The sequence below is a fragment of the Enterococcus sp. AAFC-DPL-5146 genome, assembly GCF_058216635.1.
Window position 1 is genome coordinate 438,345 of the sequence record NZ_CM177103.1, and the last position, 24,938, is coordinate 463,282.

Sequence of the window (24,938 nt, forward strand, 5' to 3'; positions counted from 1 at the left end):
TCTGTTGTATGATAAAATCCAATTGATAAAGAGGAGGAATGAAACATGACAGAAGTGTTTTTTGTACTATTAGAAGAATATGCAGATTGGGAAGCAGCATCAATTGCGGCTGTACTAAATCAGCAAGAAGGTTTCACTGTTAAAACTGTTTCAAATGAAAAACAAGCAATTCATTCGATGGGAGGTTTTTCTATACTACCTGATTATACGCTTGTAGAAGCGTGTCAAAAAGAATTTGGGGCGTTGATTTTAATTGGCGGAAAGTCTTGGCGAACGAACAAAGCAGAAGCAGTTGAGGCCTTAGTGGAGAAAGCCGAACAACAAGGTGCTGTGATTGCTGCGATCTGTGATGCAACTGTTTATCTGGGAAAGATAGGTTTGTTAAACAATCTCAAACATACCAGCAATCAATTACAAGATTTAAAAGATTATGCGGATGATCGATATACCGGTGCGAATCAGTTTGTAGAAGTACAAGCAATAAGAGAGAATAACCTGATTACAGCCAATGGGACTGGACATTTAGAGTTTGCTAGAGAAATTTTGCTGGCACTGGAAGTAATGTCAGAAAAAGAAGTGGAACAATGGTATAACTTTTACAAATTAGGTTACTACGAAGCGCTAAAACAAGAATTAAGAAATACTGGTGATGATAATATTGGTTAAAAGTACTTTTGAACGTGTTTCATAGATTGATAAAAGACTTGGTAGATAGGAAAAGTGGACAATGGTGCTATAAAATAGGGGATAACGGGTATAAATGTTGTTGTTTTGAGTACATCTTATTCCAATTTTTAGTTCCCAATTTTTAAAACAAACATAAATACAAAATTTTTATAGGAAAAATTATGAAACTATCTAAAAATTTAGATAGTTCTTTTTTGTATAAATGATATAATGTATTTAATACATTTAGTGAAAAGTAGTTTTTTGCGTATATCGCACACGTGAGGAAATCAGATAGAGAAAAGCAATTATTAAAAAATCACCTAGTAGAACGTGCCCAACTAAGTACTGATTGAAGTGGGAAAATCGGATTAAGAAAAACGAGCTATTTAGCTGGTTTACTCCACGATCTAGGGGAAATATTCAGATAACTTTCAAGAGTATTTGAAAAATCTGTTGCTGATCCGAACAGTGTGACACGTGGTAGTGTAGATCATTCAATAGCTGGTGGCAAGTTACTGTTTGATTATTGTCATAAAAATGCTTGTGATCCATTTTCATATATACTTGCTGCATTAGTAGGTAATGGAATTATCTCTCATCACAGTAGCCGAGGTCGGCAAGACTATTTTACACCAGAAGGAAAATTAGAGTTAGACAAAATGATACATTTTAGTCTATTAGGAGAAAGTATTAATGCTTTGGAACATTACAAACGAACCCACGGCTCTGCTCTTTGTTGGCTTTTAGAAGCAGTCCTAAAACAGTAGGGAAATATTTTCAGGTCATTGATAGCCCAACAACATCAGTACTTGTTCCATATAAAGAAGGGAATAAACTTATCGCTGATTTAAATGGAGAGTTGAGGCCTGAAAAGTATGCCCCAACATTAAGAAAAACACAGCAATACATGGTGAATATCTTCCAACATAAGCTTATGGAACTTCAAAAAAATGGCGCAATTTATCCATTGTTGAATGGAGATATCCTAGCACTTACAAGTAATGCATATGATTTGGATTTTGGTATAGATATAAAAGCAGAAGCGGCGAGGGGTTCTCTAGGGTTTTAAAAAGGAGGAGTTAATAATGAAATATAAAAATCAAATCTCATATAGAGTTGAAGGTGATTACGCTCTTTTTACTGATCCTTTGACAAAAATGGGTGGGGAAAAAATGACGTATCAGATTCCTACATATCAAGCACTAAAAGGAATGACAGAAAGCATTTATTGGAAACCATCAATCGTTTACTACATTGATGAAGTTCGTGTGATGAAATCCATTCAAATGGAATCTAAAGGAATTCGTCCAATGAAATATAATGACAGCAGTGCCAGTGATTTAGCATATTATACGTATTTAAAAAAGCCTGTTTATGAAGTGAAAGTACACTTTGAATTTAACCAACATCGTCCTGATTTAAAAGGTGATTGGGATGAAGATAAACATTACCAAATTTTAAAACGTTCAATCAAAGCTGGTGGAAGAAGAGATATTTTTCTAGGAACTAGAGAATGTCAAGGTTACGTGGAGCCAGTTGCGTTTGGTAAGGCGAAAGGCGATTATGATGATTATGAAGGAGAGCTGCATTTTGGCACAATGGTACATGGATTGTCTTATCCAGATGAAACAGGAAAAGATGAGCTAGCTGTTCGCTTATGGCGGCCGATAATGGAAAAAGGGATCATTACCTTTAAACGTCCTGAAGAATGTACACTCGTTCGACCGTTAAGAACGATGCAGGCGAAAACCTTTGAACATTCAGAAATAGAAGCTGTCGATCATTTATTTGAAACCTTAAAACGTGAGGTGTAATAATGAGTTGGCTAAATGATTTATATGAAACATACAAAGAAAATGAGGATCAAGTAGGACAAATCCAGCGAACCTCATATGGAAAAGAAATCGTTCTTTTACCAATTGCTCATGCTTATCAAGATGCGCAAATTGAAGTAGTGATTACGCCAGCGGGTGAATTGTATTCGGCCAGTATAGTACCTAAAGAAGACAGGCAGACAATGATTCCAGTAACCATTGAATCAGCTGGAAGGTCTGGTTCAAAATCTGCGCCACATTTAATTCATGATAACCTTGTTTATGTTGCTGGTGATTTTGAAAAGTATGGTGGTGTATATAAGAGGAATAAAGCTGGAAAAAATTCCTATGAGATGTATATAGAAAATTTGCACGCATGGTGCCAATCGGATTATTCTCAGGCTGTTGTTAAAAGTGTTTTGACCTATTTAGAAAAGGGAAAGTTAATTGAAGATTTAGTACGAGCAAATGTGATGATTGAGAAAAATCATCAACTTATCCCAAAGTGGTCAAAGAATCTTGAAGCAGAATTTGGTGAGAAACCGCCTTTATTTGGCGTATTAGTTGGTGAGCAAAGCACGTCATTTGTCCGATTTGCTATCCAAGAAAATGGCAAAGGAAAACGACCGCTCTGGGGAGACTCAGAAATAATTGATTCATTTGTTGCGTACTACACAAAACAATTGACGAATGAGGATTTTGATTATGTAACGGGGAAAATCTTACCGCTAACAGAAAATCATCCATCAAAAGTACGTTTTAGTGGTGATATGGCAAAATTGATTTCTGGAAATGATTCTAAAAATTTCACGTATAAAGGTCGTTTTACAGATAAAAACCAAGTCGCTTCCATTAGTTACGAAGTCTCTCAAAAGGGACATAATGCTTTGAAATGGCTGATTGGTAAACAAGCGTTTATATTAGATGAACGAGTCTTCTTAACATGGGGGAGAAAAGAAACCAAGGTTCCTAATCCCGAAGCATCAAGTGCGGATCTTCTTAATTTTGATGAGATTTTTGCAAAAGATGAAAAAGCGGAAGTTCTGCTGAATGCAGTTACGACCTATCAACAATTTTCTGAATTATTTAAAAAAGCATTGAAAGGCTACAGTGTAAAACTAGCTTATCATGAACCTATCTATATTATGATTTTAGATGCTGCTACTCCTGGTAGGATGAGCATTCTATATTATCGATCAATTGAAAAAGAGAAATACTTTGCTCAAATTGAAGAATGGCATCAAACTTGTTTTTGGCGTCATACTTACGGTAGCAAAGATAAACAACGTTACACATTTTGGGGTGCGCCATCGCTGAGAGATATCGCTGAAGCAGCTTATGGTGCCAGAGCAAGTGACACTTTAGTAAAAAATACAATCCATGAACTATTTCCTTGTGTTGTAGATGGAAAAAGAATTCCGATAAATTTAGTTAGGAATCTTTTGCAAAGAGCATCAAATCCCGTAAGCATGGAAAAACGGGAATGGGAAAAAACGTTAAGTATTACATGTGCAGTTATGAATAAACAGTTTAATTTTAAAGAGGAGGAAAGAAATGTGGCATTAGATAAAAATGAAACAGATAGAAATTATCTATTTGGGAGAATGTTGGCAGTGGCAGATAAGTTAGAAGAAGACGCACTAGCTGCAAATGGAAAACTAGGAAGTAGACAAACGAATGCGATTCGTTATATGAATGCTTTTAGTATGCATCCAGAAACGACTTGGAAAATTATCCAACAAAACTTAGTTCCTTACCAATCCAGGTTATGGGGGAGAGGTAAAAAATTTCAGGATATATTAAAAGAAATAGGAAATACATTTGATTTGAAACAGTATAATGATGAGATGCTAAATGGAAAATATTTGTTAGGATATTATAGTCAGAAATACGAATTAGAAAATAAAGAAGAGGAAACGGAGGAATAAATAATGACAGTTTTAACACACAAAATCGACTTTAAAGTAATTACGTCAGTAACTAGCGCCAATCCAAATGGTGATCCATTAAACGGAAATCGCCCTCGCCAAAATTTTGATGGGTTTGGTGAAATATCAGATGTTGCAATCAAACGAAAAATCCGTAATCGTCTGCAAGACTTAGGAGAGCGTATTTTTGTTCAATCTGACGATCGTACTGATGATGGATTTAAAAGTTTAAAAGATCGAGCAAATGCAGTAAAAGAACTAGAAACAATTATTAAAGACAAGAAAAAAGATGCGGATCGTTATGCAGAAGTTGCCTGCGAGACATTTATGGATACAAGAAGTTTTGGACAAGTCTTTGCATTTAAAGGATCTGATTTGTCTGTGGGTGTTCGAGGACCTGTTTCAATTCAGACAGCTATAAGTTTAGATCCGATTGATATCAATACCATGCAAATTACGAAAAGTGTTAACTCTGTGACTGAGGAGAAAAAAAGCTCTGACACAATGGGAACAAAACACTTCGTAGATTTTGGTGTTTACGTCTTTAATGGCAGCATCAATGTCCAACTTGCAGAGAAAACAGGCTTCACCAAAAATGACGCAGAAAAAATCAAAGAAGCATTAATCACTCTATTCGAAAACGATGCATCATCTGCTCGTCCCGATGGCAGTATGGCGGTAGAAAAAGTTTACTGGTGGGAACACCCAAGTAAAATGGGCAAAACCTCTTCTGCCAAAGTTCATCGCTCTGTAAAAATCGAAAAAATGCCTGAAGTTGATCGTGCAAAATCATTTGATGATTACAAGGTAAGCGTGGAATCACTAGAAGGAATCAAATTAACAGTTATCGACGGACTATAATATGTACGAGGAACAAGATTATTTAATGATTTCTGGTATTCAGCATTTTCTTTTTTGCCGTCGACAATGGGGGTTGATCTATATTGAACAGCAATGGCAAGAAAATGATTTGACAATAGAAGGTCAATATCTTCATGCAAAAGCAGATCAACCAACGATTAGAGAAAAACGAAAAGATCGTTTGATCGTTCGTGCATTACCTATCCATTCACCAACTCTTTGAATCACGGGAATTTGTGATGTGGTTGAATTTGTTCAAGATCCTAATGGTACCCTTAAATGGAGAAACAGTTTTTTTTCTCCTGTTCCGGTGTAGTATAAACATGGTAAACCAAAGCAAGAACATAGCGAGAAGAACTACAAAAAAATGTAGCTGAAATGCATCAACACTGGAAAAGACGATATACACCAAAAGTCAAAACAGGCAACTTCTGTAAAAAATGTTCCTTGCAAAATATCTGTTTACCAAAATTAATGAATGTTCAAACTGTCAAAGACTATTTAGATAGGAGATTATGTGAATGAGAAAGTTACTAAATACCCTATTTGTAACAACACCTGAGACCTATTTAGCATTAGATTGGGAGAACATTGTCATTTTAAGTGCACATGAAATGACTGGGGATTTGCACTAAACATTTTTTGTTTTTATGTGGTAAACGCCTTTTTTCTCATGTGATTTTGATGTTTAAAGTATGTTTTTTTGAATTGGTAAAAATATAATACTTATTTTTACCAATTCGTGGTCTAACTCTAAACAGAGCTAGTGGATTGAAATCAATTGGATGTGTTGTTAATTTAGCCATTGTGAATGTCTAGCTTTTTTTAGAGCTAGTGGATTGAAATACTTTTGAAGTTCTGACCCCTGTGCCTTAGTAGTCAGTCTAGCTCCGTTTAGAGCTAGTGGATTTAAATAAAGTAAAGAGTAACAAAGATGATTGATAGTTGTTTGTCTAGCTCTATTTAGATATAGGCAAGGAAAGTCAATTTATTACTGGATTCATTCATAGATTTTCAACCATAAGTCTGCTCCTAAATTTTGGTGAGTAGGCTTTTTTTATGTATCATACTTTCTGTTAAACGATTAAAGGGATTACGATCTTTTTTCAAATTGTCCAGATTAACCTTGTTCAAGAGTTGAAATATTCGTTATTTTTTTAGTGTATTTTTTTTATTTGTTTCGTGTTATATTAACAAACAAGAATAAATACAAATTCAAAAGTAAATTAAACCTTATTAAAGTGATGATATATTGTTTTGTCAGATTTGTCAACATGTTGTTTTTCGTTTTTATTTGTTTTTTATTTATTATTTATTCTTTTGGAGTTGGTGATACGTAGTTTTTGAGGGGGAATTCATTAGCCGTCAAATCGCCGTCAGAATTTAAGCAAAGGGGGAAACAAATTATGGTGAAAAAGGGAGAAAATATTTATAAGCGAAAAGATGGTCGTTGGGAAGGAAGGTACATAAAAGGAAGAAGGAGTGATGGAAGTGCAATTTATGGTTATATGTACAGCAATAAATATGTAGAACTGAAAGAAAAATTGTTAAAGATGAAAGCTCTTTATGCCACTAATTATACCTTTAAAAATAATAGTACATACCTAGGAACCTTTGGTGATTGGACGTCCTATTGGCTTGCTGAAATTCAGAGTCAACTAAAACCTAGCACATATGCTAGTTATGCAAATAAAATGATGAAACACATACTTCCCTTTTTGGGAGGCATCTCTTTACAAGCAATTACGACAGAAGATATAAATAAATGGATTAAAAAATTAGAACAGAACCTATCTCCAAATTCTGTTAGGGTCATCTATCAAGTTTTAACCGCCTGTTTATCAATGGCTGTAAAAAAAGAATTAATTTCAGAAAATCCCTGTAAAAATGCTATATTACCCAAAAAAATACCAAATAATATAAATGCAATTACAGCTACTGAGCAAGAACAACTAAAGAAAAAAGCAGCAGCACATCCTAACGGCTTGGCCATTATACTAGCTTTAGAAACTGGGATGAGAATTGGCGAAATTTCTGGATTAAAGTGGGAGGATATTGACTTTTCAGCGAATATTCTTACTGTAAAACGAACAGTTCAAAGAATTCAAATTATAAATGGAATCAATAAAAAAACGCAGGTCATTGAAGGTCCACCGAAAAGTATAAGCTCTAAAAGGACTATTCCGTTTAGTCAAAATTTGAGCGAAATTTTGACTAAGCAAAAAAATAAAAGTAGCGGTGTCTTTGTCTTAGGAGGAGACAAACCAATAGAACCACGTCTTATTTCAAATTGGTTAAAACAAATATGCCAAAGTCTCTGTTTTCCAAATATTCGTTTTCACCAGCTTAGACACAGTTTTGCGACTCGTTGTTTAGAAAAAGGTGTAAATATAGCAACCATTAGTGCGTTACTAGGTCATCATTCAACAAAAATGACATTAGATGTTTATGTAAATTCATTTTTATCTGAAAAAAGAAAAGCAATTGAATTAATTAGCTAAACGAGGCAAGAGTAAGAATGAAGGAAATAAAAACGTGAACCATTAATTATGTTTACCCCGCAATTTATTTGATTATGAGTGTGAGGCAAAAGTATTTTTTACTTTTGCCTCACACTCATTTTGTTTTATTGAATTATTAAAAAACGAGTTGATTTTATCAACTAAAGTTACTGCTATTCAGTTGCATCTCGAACTGGTTTCCGCCGTCAACTTTACCGTCAAGCAAAAAAATGAGGCCTGAAATGGAAAGTTTTTTTTAGGCAATTCTTGTTTGTTAATAAAACAAGAAGATATATAGTGAAGAATCTTGAACAGAAGTGAGTTTTTATTATCCTTCAATTGATCTACTACATATTCAGAAACAGAGCAGTAGTAATTTTTTTATTGGAAACGTCAAAATAGTTCAGTAACAGACTGAAAAAACGTTAAAAATTATTTGTTATAGGACTAGGTAATATGCTAAAAAAATTTTAAAATGGACTATTAATTACAAAAGTAAAAATGTTTGATACTCATTTTTGAACGCATCAAAATTGAGTCTAATAATTACAAAAAAATAATAACATTAAAAACGATTAAATTCAAATTTATTGAATTATTCTATGAAAATGAAATAAACGGTTTGGGGAAAAGCAAGTTTTAAGAAACAAAATTCATCGTTTATCTATCTAATATTATATGGAATAGTTGATAGAGGACATGGAATAATTGGGTAATTATATTAAAGAAATGGATGGGTAAAAGTGTGAAGGATAAGGGAAATTACTATCAAAAATATAGAAGTTACTATCTCTGTGAAGCAATAATTGTAATTGGTTGGGTAAGCAACTTCATTTTCTTTTCAAAATTTTATGAAAGAGCTATGTTTTACGTTGATAAAAAAGACAAGTTCATTATTCAGTTGTTATTTGTTGTTAATTACTATTTAGATGAATTATTGGGTTATCTGTTTGTTGTCTTTTTATTGATGACATTAAATTTATTGCTTGTTTTAATGTTTTACATTCAAAATAAACGTGCAGTAATCAAACAAAAAGAAATGAATAGTTGGGTGATTATTTTCCTAATAATTATAGGAATGAATGGGATAGCTTTATTAAAACCTGTTGTTTGGCCGCTGTTGTTATTACTATATATCGTATCTTTAACTATCGTATATATCATATACGTCATTACAACCTATCTGTATGAGGAAAAAGATGAGCTATACGAGGAAAATGAATTGGTTAAAACAGAAGGCCATTTCAAAACAAAGGAAGATGCAGAAAACTATGCCAAAAATTTCGTGGCTCATTGGACAGATTATTTTGAGAAAAAAGGCTATCAATTAGTGACATTTCTGAAAAATGATGAGAAAAATGAATGGCTCGTTGAATTTATTGTTCAATCGATTAAACAAGAATAAATAGCTAGTAGTTAGGAGAAACTTTTTTCATGAAAAAGATTAATACGATATTTACATTACTTATTTGTCTCTGTTCACTATTTTTTTTCGCAAATCAAGTACGAGCAGCCGATGATGAGAATAATCTAGGATATACGGTGACGCTTGTACAACCAAATACGCAAATAGATCCCAACAAAAGCTACTTTTATGTAAAAACATCACAAGGAGAAGCACAAATGTTGGAAGTAAGAATCAAAAGTACTAAAAAAGAAGAGGTTCGTCTTAAAATATATGGAACAAATGCTATTACAGGAGATGCAGGCAGCATTGAATATAGTGATGATAAAACCTACTATGATTCAACATTAAATGAACCTGTAACGTCGATGCTAAAAATAGAAACCCCAAACATTACAGTTGGTAATTATGAAGAAAAAACGGTGAAATTTCAATTAACCCCTCCAAAAAACCAATATGAGGGCGTTAAAATGGGTGCTTTGGTATTCGCTGTGGATCAAGAAAAACAAGCCAAAAACGGTGTGTCTACAGAATTTTCTTACCGAGTAGGATTGATTACCTCTGAATCAGGAGACGAATTTAATAACGGTCAAACCTTGAACTTAAACTCAGTAAAAGCAGCAATAAAACGTGGGAAAAAAATGGTTTTAGCTAACTTGCAAAATCCTGAACCAAAAGTACTAGAAAATTTAAGTATCATAGCTACTATGACAAAAAAAGGAACAGGGGAAGTTGTTAAAAGAAAAACAGTAGAAAATTACAGTATGGCACCAAATAGCTTCTTTGATTTTGAAATGGATTGGGGAATAGCTTCGCTGCCATCGGGGATGTATACGTTGAAATTGGATGCATCAAATGATTATCAAGAGTGGCAACTAAGCAAAGAATTCTTGATTACAAATGAACAAGCAAAAAAAATGAATGAAGAGAGCGCGTTTAAAATCATTACACCTAATTGGATAAAGGGAGCAACAATTGCTTTATGTATGGTGACTGTTTTGATTACGCTGTATCTCCTTTTTAGAAGAAAAAAATGGGAAAAATTATGGAAGAAAATCAGAATTACAAAACGCAAAAAAAAGAGAATAAAACGCAAAAAAAATGAGGGTGAATAAGTATGAAAAAATATTACTATATTTGGCCGCTGTTTATTATAATAGGTGTATTTTTTATGGTCACAAGCCAAACAACTTATATTTTAGCAGATCAAGAAAAGACAGAAACAGGCATTTCATTTGGACAGTTTGTTGAAGTAGATAAACAAAAACCTGCCTTGTATGAAGTGAAACCAACTACATACCCCTCAACAAATGCTGCACTTCCAAGGTTGGGTCAGTTGATGACATCATTCATCTTATTACTATTAGGAGTAGGTTGTATGATTGTATTTTTAGGAGTCATAAGTTTACGCAAAGTATACAGCATGGATGTATAGGAGGAGGGAAAGATGAAAGATTATTTATGGGTGTATATATTGGGAGGGCTATCCACTAGTTCATTATTGTTTTTTTTGATAACACTTTCCAGAGATGTATTTTTAGTAAAAAAATTACGTAAAAAAAAACTAGTTGTAGTGTTCAACTTTAGTCTATTAGTAGTGTCTATGGCAAGTTTGTCTCTAATTATTTATTTATTCACCTTGTTAAAAGATCAAATCAAATTAATTGGATAACATTAGGATGAATGTACGATTCTGTGAACTATTTACAACAGTAACTGTCGCCTGTTTTATTTTATGCTAAATAATAAGGGGGATTAAATTTTGAAAAAAATACTATTTACAACGTTACTTGCATCAATAGCACTAATCGCTTTTGCAAAACCTATGAATGCAGAAGAGGTAGGGAAAGAAAAATCAGATATTGGTATCCGCTTCGATGTTGATGGGCCAGTAAAACCAGGACAAGGACCGTTTAAAGATAACTTAGCAATGGCTTGGACGCCAGCGAAGTTTGATTTTGGGCGTCAATCAGCAACGGCCAACATTGCTACATACAGTAACACTGTAGAAGGCGATCAATACTTAGTTGTGAACGATGACCGAAAAGCTACTGAAGTAGAGGGTGAAAAAGGTGGTGCAACAACTCCTGCTTGGAAAGTCACAGCTAAATTGTCTAAGTTAGTTTCTGATGACAAGTCTGCTACTGAATTACCATCAAAACTAACATTTAGTTTGGGCGCTCCTCAATCTTATAATATCGGAGAAGTTGATCCCGATACAAATGACTATCTACCAAACCCAATTACTAAGGAAACATTAGGGGCTCTTGCTGATCCTCATAATATTGTTGTTAATAAAAGTGTCACATTAGAGGCTGGAAATACAACCGCAACCAATATCATTTCTAAAACGAAAGCAGATGGTGTTAAAGGCGGTTTTGCTACAAAATTAACAGATACAAAATTAATTGTCACGACAGGAACAAGCGCTTCTGGTAAAGCATTTAAAGGCAGTGTAAGCTGGAGCCTTGACAATACATACTAAAAATTAAATTAAAGTATGTATTGATCGATGATTAAGTAGATTAGGCGACAGTTATTGTTATAAGTAGTTCACAGAAATGAAATATATCATATGTGTAATTAGTAAAAAAAGTCGATTTCTTAAGAAAGGCGGATCAGAAATGAAAAAAAAAAGAACACTTATTTTCTTACTGTTCCTCTTGGCAGGTTTATTCTATGAACCTATAAAAAACTATGCCGAAAAAGACTCTTCAAATTTGATAAATGGATTATCTTATGAAATAGTTTATCCTGAAAATCAAAAAAATAAAAATCTAGGATACTTTGATCTTACAATGAAACCGGGACTAGAACAGGAAGTGTCAGTCAAGTTATATAATTCATTGCCAAGAGAATTAAAGGTAAAAATCCAATTAAATAGTGCGAAAACCAACAGTATCGGAAAAGTTGAATATGGACCTAATGATTTAAAGAAAGATGAATCTTTAGCAATTGATTTCACAGAGATAGTGAATGGACCAAAGCAAGTCATTATTCCGCCTAGAAGTAGTAACCAAATCAATTTTTCTGTGACTGTACCAAAGGAGACGTTTAATGGATTGATAGCAGGTGGCATTCAACTGCAACCTGTAAATGATGTTAAGGAGAGTGACCAAGTAACCAAAGATATTGTAATAAATGAATTTGCATTTTTAGTTGGTATGCTATTGAGAGTCGGTGAGACAAATAGCATAAAACCACAGTTAAAACTTAACAAGACCTACATAGCATTTAAAGATGGAAAAAGCCATCTTTTCGTCAATCTGTCTAATGTAAATCCTGTATATATGGAAGACATGGATGTGTTTGTTCAAGTAAGAAAAGCCAACAAACAGAAAGTTTTATTTGAGTACCGTAAAGAAAAAATGAGGATGGCACCAAATTCAATGATTGATATTCCTATTGATTTAGCAGATAAAAAGATTATATCTGGAGAGTACACAGCTCAGATTGATGTCGCTTCAAAAAATGGTGGTAGTTGGTCTTGGACAGATGATTTTAAGGTCAATTCATTAGAAGCGAATAGTATAAATACAAAAAATAGTGAAAATAATAGTGGAGGTATGGGAACGCTTTGGCTGACCATATTAATACTGAGCGTCACATTTCTTGTAGGTATTTCAGTCTATAAACGAAAAAGGCACAAAGCATCTACGAATAAAAAAAGATAAGTGGTTGTTTTTTATTGATGAATAAATCAATTAAGCCAACGTTAAAACTCTTTTCTTGTATCAAGTCTACTTAGTAAGTAGGGAATCTGATCATCGAAGTGAGTATCTGGTAGGAAGTAAACTAAGAAGGGAGAAAAAAATGGATTACAAAAAGAAGAAGCATTATAAAACTAAAATAATATGGAAATGTACTGGGATAATAATATGTAGTATTTTTTTTTGTTTGGTTTTATACAGTACAACCAAACCTATATTAGCTAAACCTGAAAATAATATGAAAGAATCAGCGAATAAAGCGACTGATGAAAGCTTACAAGTAATAGGTAGGAAAAACGATTTAGTCAAGGTGTTAGATCCTGTGGAAAATGTAGACGGACTAAAAGCGACACCGAAAGTGTTGACTCTAAAAAAAAATGAAAAATTTCCAGATATTACTAAAGAAGAAGGACGTAAACAGCTTTTTTCCCAAATAATCCTTCCCTACCCAGCACTAGGTGCCTCGTATGAATACGTGAATGAAGATGGCTCACCTGTTATCCCTACGAGTGAGGAACCAGGGTTTCAAATGATCTATGTAGAAATTACTGAACATTTTAAAGAGACCAGCATTCGTGTTCCTATACCAGTAACAATTACCGATGAGAGAACGTCGTTGTTATTAGATAATCAAGTTGTACTCCAATTGGATAAGATTATTTTGTACACAGATGAAATAGTAAATAAAACAGAAGAACAACTGCAACAACTAGTAAAGGCGAAATCAAATGTAAAAGCTTGGAAGTTGGAAAATGGGGCAAAAGTACAGGTGAATATCAGCAAGACAACAATTCCAACGACATCTGTGGGCGTATACACGGCTACTTTTGAAGTAGAGCTGGAAGGTAAAACAGATGCAAAAACACAAAATATTACTATCTTTGGTGCAGAGTTAAAGTCTCCTTATTATTTTAAAGTGGACAAAAATAAAGAATTAGCAATGGGGACGAATGCAGCAAATATTTTTTCGAAATATCAAGCTGTAGAAGATACAGTTGCAGCTAGCTCAACGTATGAATGGGTTAAAAATCCAGCCGGTGAACCAACCGAACCAGTAAATAAGTTTGATACAAGTCAGGCAGGTTTTCACTGGGGCTATATTAAAATGACCGATAAGAAAACCCAAACTGTATCGACTATCATTCCAGTACCAATTACTGTGACTTTGGATAATCAAACGATTATTTTGGAGTCAAAAGCAGGACTGAGTTTTAATTATTCGCTATGTCTGAATGCAAGTGAAATCAAAGACAAAAGTGATTCACAAGTCATTCAAGCATTAACAAAAAAAATAGCACCAAAAGCTTGGGAATTAACTTCAGGAAAAGAATTAGATGCACAAATTACCAATTCAGAGATTGTTCATACCAGCAGAGGTCCTCAAGATATAACTATTACAATTACGTTGAATGAACAGTTATTAACCTATAAATTTACTATTTTGATTCTTCCAGATCAAGTACTTGAAGATAGTGGTAAAGGCTGGAAAAGTATTCCTTTAAAATCTAATGAAGGAGTCATCATTAATCCGGTAAATAATTCTAAGATGGGGTTCCAAGATAGAGGGATCTCTGTGGGCAATGGAAATAATCAAGTGGGCTTTATTATCAAGGATAGTGCTGATAAAACTTATGTTTTTAATTCTGTAAAAGTTGCAGATATTCCTGGAGTAGATGGCAATGTTTTATATGGAACGAATTGGAGTCGGAAAAATGGATTAAGTGATGGTGACGTTGCTTTGAAATTTACATACAAATATTTTCTAAGAAAAGGTAATCAGTTAAAGCAACTTTTAATAGATCAAACAAATCAGATTCTTTATGTTTACAATTTATCGTTGAATAGAAATTTAAATTTTAATGTTCGGTTAGACATGTACAATCTTGCTGCTAAAACGAAGCGTTTTTCAATGTTGGAAAGTGTGGATACGGATTATTATAATGATTACGTCTCAATGTATGCATTAGGGAACAATAGTGGCTTTTACATGGAGCCTTCGAAGGATAAGAGATTTACCATAAAGTTAAAAGATTCTCGAGGAAATTGGTTGTCAGATTACACCAAATATATTGCTGGTCGTTATTCATTAATAGGGGTTAGCGAGGGGAGGAATTACTTTAAAGATGATTTTACGGGAACGGGTTCCGAGAGTAATAATTATAATGAAGGAGTAGCTATAGCATCTTATGTCGATTCGGGATACCAATTAGGTGCACCATGGAAAGCAATTACACAAGATAACGCGTTAAAAGCAGGATACGAAATTTTTGCTGGTAGCGAATTACCTTATATGAAAATAAAAGCACAAAAAGAGAGCTTCAATATTTACCAAGATTACACTGAAGATCTTAAATATAATTATAAGTTGAGTAAGATACCTACAACAACTGACCATGGAACAGTCTATGTTACTTATCCTACTGGGGAAGAAGCAACTATGCCATTTACCTCAAATAGTAAAAAAGAATTCGATGGTCTTTTGACCGTTCCAATAGATAAATTACCAGAAAAACTAAATGAAGAATTAGGAACAATCAAAAATTATGATATCTCTTTATTAGCAATCAATGAGGCGGAAGGACCATACAACGGATTGCCGTCAGAAGATTATGTTGTAAAAATCAATGTGTATAATCTAGGGGCAAAACCAATCCCGCAAATCATCAAAAAAGGAACTGTGTTTAATAAAAAAGCTTCAGCAGTGGTCCAAGATAGCATTATTTTACCAGAACATACATCAGCTTATGAATATGAAGGGGAAATGCCGGATACGTCAACGGTTGGCTTAAAAAGTGTCATGGTGCGGATGACTGATACCAATCAACCAGACAAAACTACGTTGATCAAAGTTCCTGTTCAGGTGATTGATGAAACCCCACCATCTAAAGGGCTGTATATTGCAGTGAACGATTTTAAAAGTAGACCGGAACCTTTTCAAAACCTTACTGAAAGTGAAATTAACAAATTGATTCTTGAAAAATCAGAGGCTGTTGCTTGGGATGTTGCAACGGGTTTGATTAAGGGGACTGCTTTGTCCGTAGAATCGACGACATTACCCAAAAATCCTAAACAAGGAATCTATAAAGCTGTGCTAAAAGCAACTAAAGGTTCGGAAACAATCAGAAAAACGATTACTATCGATATTCAAAGTAATCAAAAGGTGAACGTTGAATTTGTAGATGAAACAGGCGAGCCACTACATGATAAGATCATTTTCAATAAAATAATAGGAACAACGATTGATTTAACAGAAGACAGTGAAGTCAAACAAGTGATTCAAACGATTCTGGATAAAAACTATCAATTAGTGACAAAACCAGAAAGTGAAACAAAAATTCCTGTTACAAGTGAGGAAAGTACCGTTCAGTACCAATTTAAAGGGCGATTGTTCGTGCAATCTTCCCCCAATTTTTTGAATTTTGGCCGGAAGACATTAGGAATACCCCTTATAAAAGTAGAAAAAGCGAAGTATGATAAGCCTTTAATTGTTTGGGATAATCGTAAAAAAGGAGGGAATTGGGACTTAACAGCAACGTTAAAAAAACCATTAACCAGCCAAGAAGACCCAAGTAAAATTCTTCCGTCTGCCCTCCGTTATAAGGTAAGTGATACAGAAACAGTCACTTTATCAGCAGGAACCGCACAATCTATTGCAGTGAAAAAACATGATACGAAAGGACAATACAATTTAAGCAGCGAATGGGATAAAAATCAAACAGGATTGTTACTTGAAGTACCATCAGGAGAAGTTCTTCAACCAGGAGGCTATCGAGCAACCATTTTATGGCAAGTTGAACAAACACCTTAATAGAAATGTGAAAAAGTTCCGCCCGAAGGATTCAGTTATGGGGGGAACTTCTTCACATTGATTCGTTATGTTGTCAATCTGAATTGGAATTTCCTTAAATCGTTGCAATAGAGGTCTTAATTCATAAAAATAACAATTAATAATCCATATCACTCGTTTTATTCAAAGAAATTCTATACAATATAACTAGAAAACAAGTAACGCATTAATGGAGGGGATAATAATGAATAACGTTATGGAACAATTAAGAAAGTATGCATTGTTGCGAGGAATTGTTTATATGATTTTTGGCTTGTTGATTTTGATTAATCCAAGAAGTGTATTCCAAGTGGCTGTCTATTTTATATCCGCTTATATTGCAATTATGGGTGTATTAAATCTTTATGATGGTTTTAAAGTCAAAAAAGCAACAGGAACTTATGGAATGAGTTTTTTAGGTGGAATCGTTTTACTAATGATTGCGGGCATCGTGCTTGTGTTTGCTAAAGGAATCGTAAGTATTTTACCAATTTTCCTAGGTTTAGTGATCGTGATTGTTGGGGTCACTCGTGCTATTCAATCAGTCAATTTACGCACATATGTCAATGTTAGCTGGATGCCGATGCTAATTTACAGTGCAATTTTGATTATTGCTGGATTGGTTTTAACGTTTAATCCATTTAGCAGTTTGCTAGTACTTTTCCAATTATTTGGTGGTATTCTGATTTTTATGGGAATTGGTGAAATCGTTTCGTACTTCCAATTGCGTAAAATCAAATAAGTATAAAAAGGAGCTGGAAATCAGCTTCTTTTTTTTGCTAAAAAACTGTCGTAGTTCATCTAATTCGAGTGACAAGCTGGAGTTTATTTTACATATATATCTAAGTTAGCCAAAACATTATGAGGAGAGGTCTTAGGGAGTATAAGTGGAAATTAGTTAACTAAATCTAAACGAAAGAACTAAAAGAAGAGGTTGGGACGGAAGAGTTTATTTCCGAAGGAGTTGCTTCTGCTCCCACCGTTTATTCGGATTACAAGTAACTGAGACAAGACTCGAAGAGTTATTATACGAAAACTAAACCCGTAAAAAAACAAAAAAGCTTACCTCCTATTTAATGTGTAGTTAGTCATAATTGGTATAGAACACTTTGGCGACTATATGTTAGAGTGTTCTTTCTGTTTTGTAAATAACTTCCTCCAAGTTTATTATAGCGGGACTGATTGGAAAACATCCGATAAATGATACGTAATAATAAATGAACGGTCGCAACAATCGTTTTTTTGTGTCCAGCATTTCTTCTTACCTAAAAGAAACATGCTTGGATCGATTGGTTTTCCCTTTGGAAACGGCCAGTGCCCTTGTGCTAGGCCTTTTTTAGATAAGAATTTCCTTTCCCTACCCGTTTACTTCGTGTCTTTCCAGTACTTTGATTATTTCCTGTACGCGCTCTTGCCCATGAAGCCAAATGTCCAGATGTCGGAAAAACAGACATATCTATCCCAATTTCTGCAAGTACAACTGCCGCCGTTCTTCGATTGATTCCCGGGATTTCCTCTAAATGTTCTACGTATTCTTTATAAGGAACGGGATAATCGTTTATTGTTTCTTCGACTTCTACTAATTGTTTTTCTAAGCACTCAATTTGAATGAGATGAAGAGATAACATTTTACGATAATGAGGTGTCATAAACCCTTCTAAGGATTCGAGAAATTGAGGAACTTTTCTGCGTAATGTTGTATAAACACACTCTAGAATGAGTGTGTCTGTGATTCGTCTGTTTTGTCCCAGCCACTTCTTTTTATCCATTAAAAAATCTTTAAACATCTAATCTTTAATCATCTATATTACTGAATATAGTGTCATTTTTTTTATGCAAGGTAAGTGATACTGTAAAATTAGTTTTATCATGCTCAACAATGTACGATGCATTATTGTATCTATTTAAAATAGAAGAAAAAATATATAGACCTAGTCCTTGATTTTTCTCTTTGGTAGAAAAATTTTTTGTAAAAAGAGATTGAGCAGTTTCTCTGCTAAGTTCTGTAGATGAATTTTTAACTAGTATGAATGTTTCTTTGTCATCTTGTTTTAGTAGAACCAAGATAGAAGGATTTTGTGTGTGTTTTGTTGCTTCAATAGCATTATCTAATAAAATAGAGAAGACACGAATAAAATCTATTAAAGGAATATTCACAGTGTCGATAGCATTAAGGACCTGTAAATCAAATGTAATATTATTATCAAGACTTTTTTGAATATAGTCGTTGATAAGTGTTTGTATTGGAAAAATTTTAATCAAAAATAACTGTGGATATCGGGGCATTTCCAGTAAATTACTAGAGTAGTTAAGAATATTCTCTAGATAATCTTTAGCTTGGTCAAGTTGATCATTTTTCAAATAACCCATTAAACTAATTAGTATATTTTTATAATCATGTTTAAATTCATTAGCTAGGGCTATATATGATTTTTCATTTTTTAGGTGATTTTGAATTAACTCTGTTAGTTTCCTCTGCTGATAGTACTTACTTTTAGCATGAAAATAATTTGAAAAGAGAATGATGATAAATATAATTACTAAGCAAAGAATAGAATAAACGAGTACATTTTTGGATGCAATGAATATCTGTTCTACAAATCTTAATATTGTAATGAAAAAAAAGGTAAAAATCGAGATAATAAGATATTTTTTTTTAATTAAAGAGAGATGAAGTAGGATTTGAAACTTATTTTCAAAATGATTAACAAATAAAAGCAGAATACAAACAAGACATTGCTGAGAAACTAATATAATCACTCGGACGGATTTGTCTGTATATAATTGGTAAGGTATAGCGTCGATAATGTATAGAATTAACCACAAATCAAATGTAAAAATAGATGAAATGAGTATAAGCAAGGTTTGACCAGAAATAATAATAGTAGGAACTATCCAACTGTATTTGTTCCGAATAAAAATAAAATACTGAGAAATAGAAAATAATGAAATTCCAAAATAAACAGCTTCTTTAGGGAATAACAGGTCAAATGATATCTGAAGACCTAGGATGCCTAAAAAAAATAATCTTTCTTTAAGAGAGGTTATTTTTTTTAGACAAGAAAAGAATATGATTGGTATCACATTAATTGAAGTAATTACTAGGTAAAGATGTCTATCGATCAATACTATCACGCTCCTTAATCGCGTTAACAACTTTATTAAATACTTTGACACCAGTAGAAAGTACTATATCATTTTGAAAAATCAACGTAGTAGAAGACTTATTGTATCCAACAATATTATCTAGATTAATAATAAAAGATTGTAAATTGGTTAACATATTTTTTTGTGGAAACTGCTTTTTTACGGTATTGATTTTCATTTTGATTAAATATTGTTTATCCATTGTCCTTATTGATACATATCCTTTGTGACCAGAAACGGATTCAATAAAGAGAATTTGAGATAGTTTAAAGAAAAGAGTTTCACTACGTGTTTGGAATGCAACTACATCATTATGTTTATTTAAAGATAATGTTTTTTTTTCAAAATCATATAGTATTTGTAAAATATTTTTTAATGTCTCATCATCATTAGCAATTTCTTTTTTTAGATATCTAGTTGGATAGATATTTTCATTTATAATATTAATTGCTTGATCAGCTGCGGTTGTTAAGAATATAATTGTTGCTTTTGAATTTATTGTCCGAATCTGCTTAGCAATATCAATCCCGGAAAAGTTGGTTTTTAAATCAATATCTAAGAAAAATATATCTGTGTCTTCGATCAAATTTTTCTGAAAATAGTTCATAAATTCTAGATGATTATGTGGTTGCGGAAAATTAAAAGTAATGAAGTTAGATTTATAGCTAAGAATAAATTCCATTATTTTTTTCCGATAGTTGTTGTCATCTTCTAATATATATATATTCACATTCATAAAAAGATATTTCTCCTTTTAAAATTTTTTTATAAATATATCATAATTATTATAAAAATACATAGTGGTTTTACCAAAAGTATATCGAAAAGCGCTTACAAGTCGTTTTTTTCTGGATAAATAGTTGATAGTATAGTCAATGTACAGTGAGTTGGAAGTAGTTATTTCTGAAGAAATTTTGACTTAGGAGGGAGCCATATGGAAAATACAATTGGCATATTACATATCAGAGAAGATTCTGAACAGAACGAGAACATAGGTTTATTGATAAAAAAGGCTCTCAATGAACAAAGTTATTCACTAATTGAAATTACAGAAAAAAAGCAAATCGGTTTATTGGATGGCTTAGTCATTCATTTGGAGAAATCGTCAGACTATGTCAAAGCATTGCAATGGTTGATTGATTTACAAGAGGATCATCCTTTGTTTATTTGGATTCTAAATGGAGAAAATGATTCTGAACTGACAAAATTGTATCCTCACTTGAGTAAAAATTCTGTAATAGAGATTATTCCGTCGGAGCAGGGAGTTGAGATGCTTGAAATCGTAATAAAAAATGCACTCAATTATAAAAATCAGTTATTAGATAGAGGAAGAACAAAAAAAACATCTGATAAGCATTCCCTAGATGCATCAAAGCTAAGTCTTGTGGTGCATGACAAAATAATAGCATTAACCCAAAAAGAATTCAAAATTATTGAGCTGTTATATGAAAATTTGGATAAGGTTGTTACTTACGATGAAATACATGAAGTAATTTATGGCGCTGCAACAGGAGAAGCGCTAGAAAAATACAGGGCAGCAAACTTCATATTTCATATCAGAAATAAACTAAAAGAACAAACTTATTTTGAAATTAAAATCATTCGAACAAAAGGTTATATACTTACCTATTCAAAAACCTTTCAAAAATAGACGTGAAAAAGTCTTACAATGATCTTTTTAATCAGTAACGATTGGAAGGAACAACGTGACTTGAATTTATTTTCGACCAGTCATCTCGACTCAAGTTCGATTAAATAAAATTTGAGGAACCTGAATAATTATGTGAAGAAATGGATGGCTAAATGTGTGAAAGATAAAAAGAATTATTATCAAAAATATCGAAGTTATTATCTCTGTGAAATTGTACTTTTAATTGGCTGGATCACTAATTTTGTGCTCTTTTCAAGGTTCTATGAAGAGGCCATATTTTATGTCGATAAAAACGCCAAGTTCATTATTCAGCTATTGTTCATGGTGAATTACTACTTGGACGATATATTAAAGTATTTATTTGTTGCCTTTTTACTGATGACGTTAAATCTCTTTCTTATCTTGGTGTTTTACATCAAAAATAAGCAAGAAGTAAGCAAACAAAAAGAAATGACCTATTCAATGATTATATTTTTAGTGCTCATTGGAGGGAATGTGATTGCTCTTATGACGACGATTATCTGGCCGTTGTTCTTATTACTGTTCATTGTGTCTATGACAATTCTTTATATCATATATGTCGTTACAAATTATTTATACGAAGAAAAAGATGAACGATATGAGGAAAATGAAATCGTTAAATTAGAAGGACCTTTTCAAACAAAAGAAGCAGCTGAAAAATATACAGAAGAATTTTTGGCTCATTGGACGGACTACTTTGCTAAGAAAGGCTATAACTTAGTGGAATTTATAAAATGTGATGCAAACAATGAATGGCATGTGGAAATTATCGTTCAATCAATTCGATAAGAACAAATATTAGTAGTTAGGAGAACCCTTTTTCATGAGAAAGATTAACGTGATATATATAGCACTTATTTGTGTCCTTACATCATTTTTTTTTGCAGATCAAGTGAAGGCGGCAGATGATGATAATAATTTAGGGTATACAGTGACCCTTGTCCAATCGAATACACAAATCGATCCTAATAAAAGTTATTTTTATGTGAAAACAACACCTGGAGAAGCACAAATGTTGGAAGTAAGGATCAAAAGCACGAAAAAAGAGAGCGTGCGGATCAAGATTTATGGAACCAATGCGATCACAGGAGACGGAGGAACGATCGAATACAGCGATGACAAAACGTATTACGATTCGACCTTAAAAGAGCCAGTAACATCGATGCTCAAATTCCCAACACCAGAAATTACAGTTGGAAACTACGAAGAGAAAACGGTGAAAATCCAATTGACACCGTCAAAAGAAAAGTATGATGGAGTAAAAATGGGGGCGGTCGTCTTCGCTTTAGATCAAGACGAAAAAGCAAAAAGTGGTGTCTCAACAGAATTTTCATATCGAGTAGGCTTGATCACTTCACAATCAGGAGATGAATTCAATAATGCTCAAACGTTAAATTTAAACTCCGTGAAGGCTTCAATCAAACGCGGGAAAAAAATGGTTTTAGCGAACTTACAGAATCCTGAACCTAAAGTTTTAGAAAATTTAAGCATCGTCGGTACTATGACGAAAAAAGGCACCGATGAAGTTGTTAAAAGAAAATCTGTAGAAAACTATAGCATGGCACCAAATAGTTCGTTTGATTTTGAAATGGATTGGGGCATTGCCAATCTGCCATCTGGAACTTATACCTTGAAATTGGATGCATCAAATGATTATCAAGAATGGCAACTTAGTAAAGAATTCACGATTACAAACCAACAAGCAAAAAAAATGAATGAGGAAAGTGCGTTTAAGATTATTACCCCAACTTGGATCAAAGGGACGGCCATTTTCTTACTAGTAGTTACCATATTGATCATGGTAACGATTCTTTTAAGACGAAAAAAATGGGCACAACAGTGGAAAAAAATCAGAATTGCCAAACGAAAAAAACAAGGAAGCAAAAAGAAAAAACGGAAAAAAATCAACAGAAAAGAGGGGGAATAATGATGAAGAAGCCTTACTTTATTTGGTCGATACTTATTGCGATGTGCGTATTTGGCGTCTTGTTTAGCCAAGTACCACATGCTTTAGCCGAGCAAGAAAAAACAGAAACAGGTATTTCCTTCAACCAATTTGTTGAACCGGATAAACCCAAACCACCGATCTATGAGACGAAACCACCAGTTTTTCCAGAAACGGATGGTGCATTGCCACATTTAGGACAAATGATGACGTCTTTTATTCTATTACTGTTAGGTGTCGCTTGTTTGATCGTATTTTTAGGTGTCATTAGTTTACGTAAGGTATATAGCATACATGTATAGGAGTGTAAGATGAAAGATTATTTATGGATTTATATATTGGGAGGTATTGCCTCCGCGTCTTTGATTTTTTTTCTGGTAACACTTTCCAGAGATGTATTTTTAGCAAGGAAACTAAAGAAAAAAAAGCTTGATTTAGCAGTGAATTTTACTTTATTAGTGGTGTCTGTCACAAGTTTAACACTGATTATTTATTTATTCGTTTTACTAAAAGACCAAATCAAACTGATTGGTTAGATCAGTGAGAACAAGCATTACTCTGTGAACAATTTATAACAATAACTGTCGCCAATTTTATTTACGCTAAATAGAAGGGTGATTAAATTTTGAAAAAAATACTATTTACAACATTACTTGCATCATCAGCATTGCTGATTTTTGCAAAACCTGCGAATGCAGAAGAAGTCGGAAATGAGCAAACAGACTTGGGGATTCGTTTTGATACTGATGGACCGAATAAACCTGGACCTGGACCATTTAAAGATAACTTAGCATTGGTTTGGACACCATCTAAATTTGATTTTGGTAGTCAATCAGCAACAGCGAATATTGCTACATACAGCAATACTGTAGCCGGAGATCAATATGTTGTCGTAAATGACGACAGACAAGGGACTGAAACTGGCGGTGAAGGCGGCGAAGGCGGTAAAGGAACAAGAGCTGTAACAACTTCTGCTTGGAAAGTTAGCGCAACATTGTCTAAATTAGTGTCTAAAGATAGCTCTGCTACAGAATTGCCATCTAAATTAACATTTACTTTAGGCGATCCACAATCGTACGATATTGGTGAAGTTGATCCAGATACAAATGACTTCTTACCAAATCCGATTGAAGGAAACTTAGGCACTCTTGCGGATCCTAACAATATCGTTGTAGGTAAAAATGTAACATTAGAAGCTGGCAATACAACTGCAACAAACATCATTGCTAAAACGCAAGCAGATGCTGTTAAAGGCGGTTTTGCTACAAAATTATCAGATACTAAACTAACGGTTACTACAGGTACAGGAGCTGCCGGTAAAGCATTTAAAGGTAGCGTAAACTGGAGCCTTGACAACACATACTAAGAAATAACTTGGCTGTGTGTTGCTGCAAATAAGTAGGTAAGTTGGTTGACAGTTATTGTTATAAGTTGTTCACAGAATAGATAGGCACTAAATA

The 24,938-nt window shown here is 33.4% G+C and carries 24 protein-coding genes and 1 pseudogene; 22 read left to right on the forward strand and 3 right to left on the reverse strand.

Annotated features, from left to right (window positions below):
- Window positions 1-45 precede the first annotated feature (45 nt).
- From AC4BB2_RS01925 to AC4BB2_RS02000, 16 genes and pseudogenes are all read left to right on the forward strand, one after another.
- The gene (locus tag AC4BB2_RS01925; protein WP_490473767.1) at window positions 46-666 is read left to right on the forward strand and encodes a type 1 glutamine amidotransferase family protein; all 621 of its coding nucleotides are present in this window, start codon (window positions 46-48) and stop codon (window positions 664-666) included.
- 473 nt (window positions 667-1,139) lie between these two features.
- Window positions 1,140-1,436 carry a hypothetical protein gene (locus AC4BB2_RS01930; RefSeq protein ID WP_490473768.1) on the forward strand — a complete coding sequence of 99 codons (297 nt, stop codon included), beginning with the start codon at window positions 1,140-1,142 and terminating at the stop codon, window positions 1,434-1,436.
- Window positions 1,406-1,738 (forward strand): hypothetical protein, encoded by a 333-nt coding sequence (locus tag AC4BB2_RS01935; RefSeq protein ID WP_490473769.1) that lies wholly within the window; start codon window positions 1,406-1,408, stop codon window positions 1,736-1,738. The genes AC4BB2_RS01930 and AC4BB2_RS01935 overlap by 31 nt, the downstream gene beginning before the upstream one ends.
- Window positions 1,739-1,754: 16 nt before the next feature.
- The gene (gene cas5c / locus AC4BB2_RS01940; RefSeq protein WP_490473770.1) at window positions 1,755-2,483 is read left to right on the forward strand and encodes a type I-C CRISPR-associated protein Cas5c; all 729 of its coding nucleotides are present in this window, start codon (window positions 1,755-1,757) and stop codon (window positions 2,481-2,483) included.
- Window positions 2,484-2,485: 2 nt separating this feature from the next.
- Window positions 2,486-4,411, forward strand: a complete 1,926-nt coding sequence (cas8c, locus tag AC4BB2_RS01945) for a type I-C CRISPR-associated protein Cas8c/Csd1 (RefSeq protein WP_490473771.1) — start codon at window positions 2,486-2,488, stop codon at window positions 4,409-4,411.
- A gap of 3 nt (window positions 4,412-4,414) precedes the next feature.
- Window positions 4,415-5,272 carry a type I-C CRISPR-associated protein Cas7/Csd2 gene (cas7c, locus tag AC4BB2_RS01950; protein ID WP_490473772.1) on the forward strand — a complete coding sequence of 286 codons (858 nt, stop codon included), beginning with the start codon at window positions 4,415-4,417 and terminating at the stop codon, window positions 5,270-5,272.
- 1 nt (window position 5,273) lies between these two features.
- A pseudogene (locus AC4BB2_RS01955) lies at window positions 5,274-5,797 on the forward strand (CRISPR-associated protein Cas4).
- A gap of 881 nt (window positions 5,798-6,678) precedes the next feature.
- Window positions 6,679-7,773, forward strand: a complete 1,095-nt coding sequence (locus AC4BB2_RS01960; RefSeq protein ID WP_490473773.1) for a tyrosine-type recombinase/integrase — start codon at window positions 6,679-6,681, stop codon at window positions 7,771-7,773.
- 745 nt (window positions 7,774-8,518) lie between these two features.
- Window positions 8,519-9,178, forward strand: coding sequence for a hypothetical protein (locus tag AC4BB2_RS01965; RefSeq protein ID WP_490473774.1), 660 nt, complete (start codon window positions 8,519-8,521; stop codon window positions 9,176-9,178).
- Between the two features lie 29 nt (window positions 9,179-9,207).
- A complete protein-coding gene (locus tag AC4BB2_RS01970; RefSeq protein WP_490473775.1) occupies window positions 9,208-10,293 on the forward strand; it encodes a WxLIP family cell surface protein in 1,086 nt (361 codons plus the stop codon).
- Window positions 10,294-10,295: 2 nt separating this feature from the next.
- The gene (locus AC4BB2_RS01975; RefSeq protein ID WP_490473776.1) at window positions 10,296-10,613 is read left to right on the forward strand and encodes a hypothetical protein; all 318 of its coding nucleotides are present in this window, start codon (window positions 10,296-10,298) and stop codon (window positions 10,611-10,613) included.
- A 12-nt stretch (window positions 10,614-10,625) separates the two neighbouring features.
- On the forward strand, window positions 10,626-10,850 hold the full coding sequence (locus AC4BB2_RS01980) for a hypothetical protein (protein ID WP_490473777.1): 225 nt from the start codon (window positions 10,626-10,628) through the stop codon (window positions 10,848-10,850).
- Window positions 10,851-10,940: 90 nt separating this feature from the next.
- Window positions 10,941-11,663, forward strand: coding sequence for a WxL domain-containing protein (locus AC4BB2_RS01985; RefSeq protein ID WP_490473778.1), 723 nt, complete (start codon window positions 10,941-10,943; stop codon window positions 11,661-11,663).
- 139 nt (window positions 11,664-11,802) lie between these two features.
- Window positions 11,803-12,852, forward strand: coding sequence for a WxLIP family cell surface protein (locus AC4BB2_RS01990; protein WP_490473779.1), 1,050 nt, complete (start codon window positions 11,803-11,805; stop codon window positions 12,850-12,852).
- A 139-nt stretch (window positions 12,853-12,991) separates the two neighbouring features.
- Window positions 12,992-16,696, forward strand: coding sequence for a MucBP domain-containing protein (locus AC4BB2_RS01995; protein WP_490473780.1), 3,705 nt, complete (start codon window positions 12,992-12,994; stop codon window positions 16,694-16,696).
- Window positions 16,697-16,919: 223 nt separating this feature from the next.
- On the forward strand, window positions 16,920-17,456 hold the full coding sequence (locus AC4BB2_RS02000) for an HdeD family acid-resistance protein (RefSeq protein WP_490473781.1): 537 nt from the start codon (window positions 16,920-16,922) through the stop codon (window positions 17,454-17,456).
- A gap of 583 nt (window positions 17,457-18,039) precedes the next feature.
- Here the strand turns inward: AC4BB2_RS02000 and AC4BB2_RS02005 are convergent.
- Genes AC4BB2_RS02005 through AC4BB2_RS02015 form a run of 3 tightly spaced genes read right to left on the reverse strand, consistent with a single transcriptional unit; the run spans window position 18,040 to window position 20,597 of the window.
- Entirely contained in the window at window positions 18,040-18,483 is a 444-nt protein-coding gene (locus AC4BB2_RS02005; RefSeq protein ID WP_490473782.1) for a transposase, read from the reverse strand.
- A 25-nt stretch (window positions 18,484-18,508) separates the two neighbouring features.
- The gene (locus tag AC4BB2_RS02010; RefSeq protein ID WP_490473783.1) at window positions 18,509-19,840 is read right to left on the reverse strand and encodes a sensor histidine kinase; all 1,332 of its coding nucleotides are present in this window, start codon (window positions 19,838-19,840) and stop codon (window positions 18,509-18,511) included.
- Window positions 19,830-20,597, reverse strand: coding sequence for a LytR/AlgR family response regulator transcription factor (locus AC4BB2_RS02015; RefSeq protein WP_490473784.1), 768 nt, complete (start codon window positions 20,595-20,597; stop codon window positions 19,830-19,832). Before AC4BB2_RS02015 ends, AC4BB2_RS02010 begins: the two co-directional genes overlap by 11 nt.
- Window positions 20,598-20,795: 198 nt before the next feature.
- Here AC4BB2_RS02015 and AC4BB2_RS02020 point away from each other — a divergent pair, with 198 nt between their 5' ends.
- The 6 genes from AC4BB2_RS02020 (at window position 20,796) to AC4BB2_RS02045 (ending at window position 24,844) form a co-directional block, all read left to right on the forward strand.
- On the forward strand, window positions 20,796-21,512 hold the full coding sequence (locus tag AC4BB2_RS02020) for a winged helix-turn-helix domain-containing protein (RefSeq protein ID WP_490473785.1): 717 nt from the start codon (window positions 20,796-20,798) through the stop codon (window positions 21,510-21,512).
- Between the two features lie 156 nt (window positions 21,513-21,668).
- Complete coding sequence (locus AC4BB2_RS02025) at window positions 21,669-22,322, forward strand: hypothetical protein (protein ID WP_490473786.1); 654 nt, start codon at window positions 21,669-21,671, stop codon at window positions 22,320-22,322.
- Between the two features lie 34 nt (window positions 22,323-22,356).
- The gene (locus AC4BB2_RS02030; protein WP_490473787.1) at window positions 22,357-23,460 is read left to right on the forward strand and encodes a WxLIP family cell surface protein; all 1,104 of its coding nucleotides are present in this window, start codon (window positions 22,357-22,359) and stop codon (window positions 23,458-23,460) included.
- Between the two features lie 2 nt (window positions 23,461-23,462).
- Window positions 23,463-23,780, forward strand: a complete 318-nt coding sequence (locus AC4BB2_RS02035) for a hypothetical protein (protein WP_490473788.1) — start codon at window positions 23,463-23,465, stop codon at window positions 23,778-23,780.
- Window positions 23,781-23,789: 9 nt separating this feature from the next.
- Complete coding sequence (locus tag AC4BB2_RS02040; RefSeq protein WP_490473789.1) at window positions 23,790-24,014, forward strand: hypothetical protein; 225 nt, start codon at window positions 23,790-23,792, stop codon at window positions 24,012-24,014.
- A gap of 89 nt (window positions 24,015-24,103) precedes the next feature.
- The gene (locus AC4BB2_RS02045; protein ID WP_490473790.1) at window positions 24,104-24,844 is read left to right on the forward strand and encodes a hypothetical protein; all 741 of its coding nucleotides are present in this window, start codon (window positions 24,104-24,106) and stop codon (window positions 24,842-24,844) included.
- Window positions 24,845-24,938 lie beyond the last annotated feature (94 nt).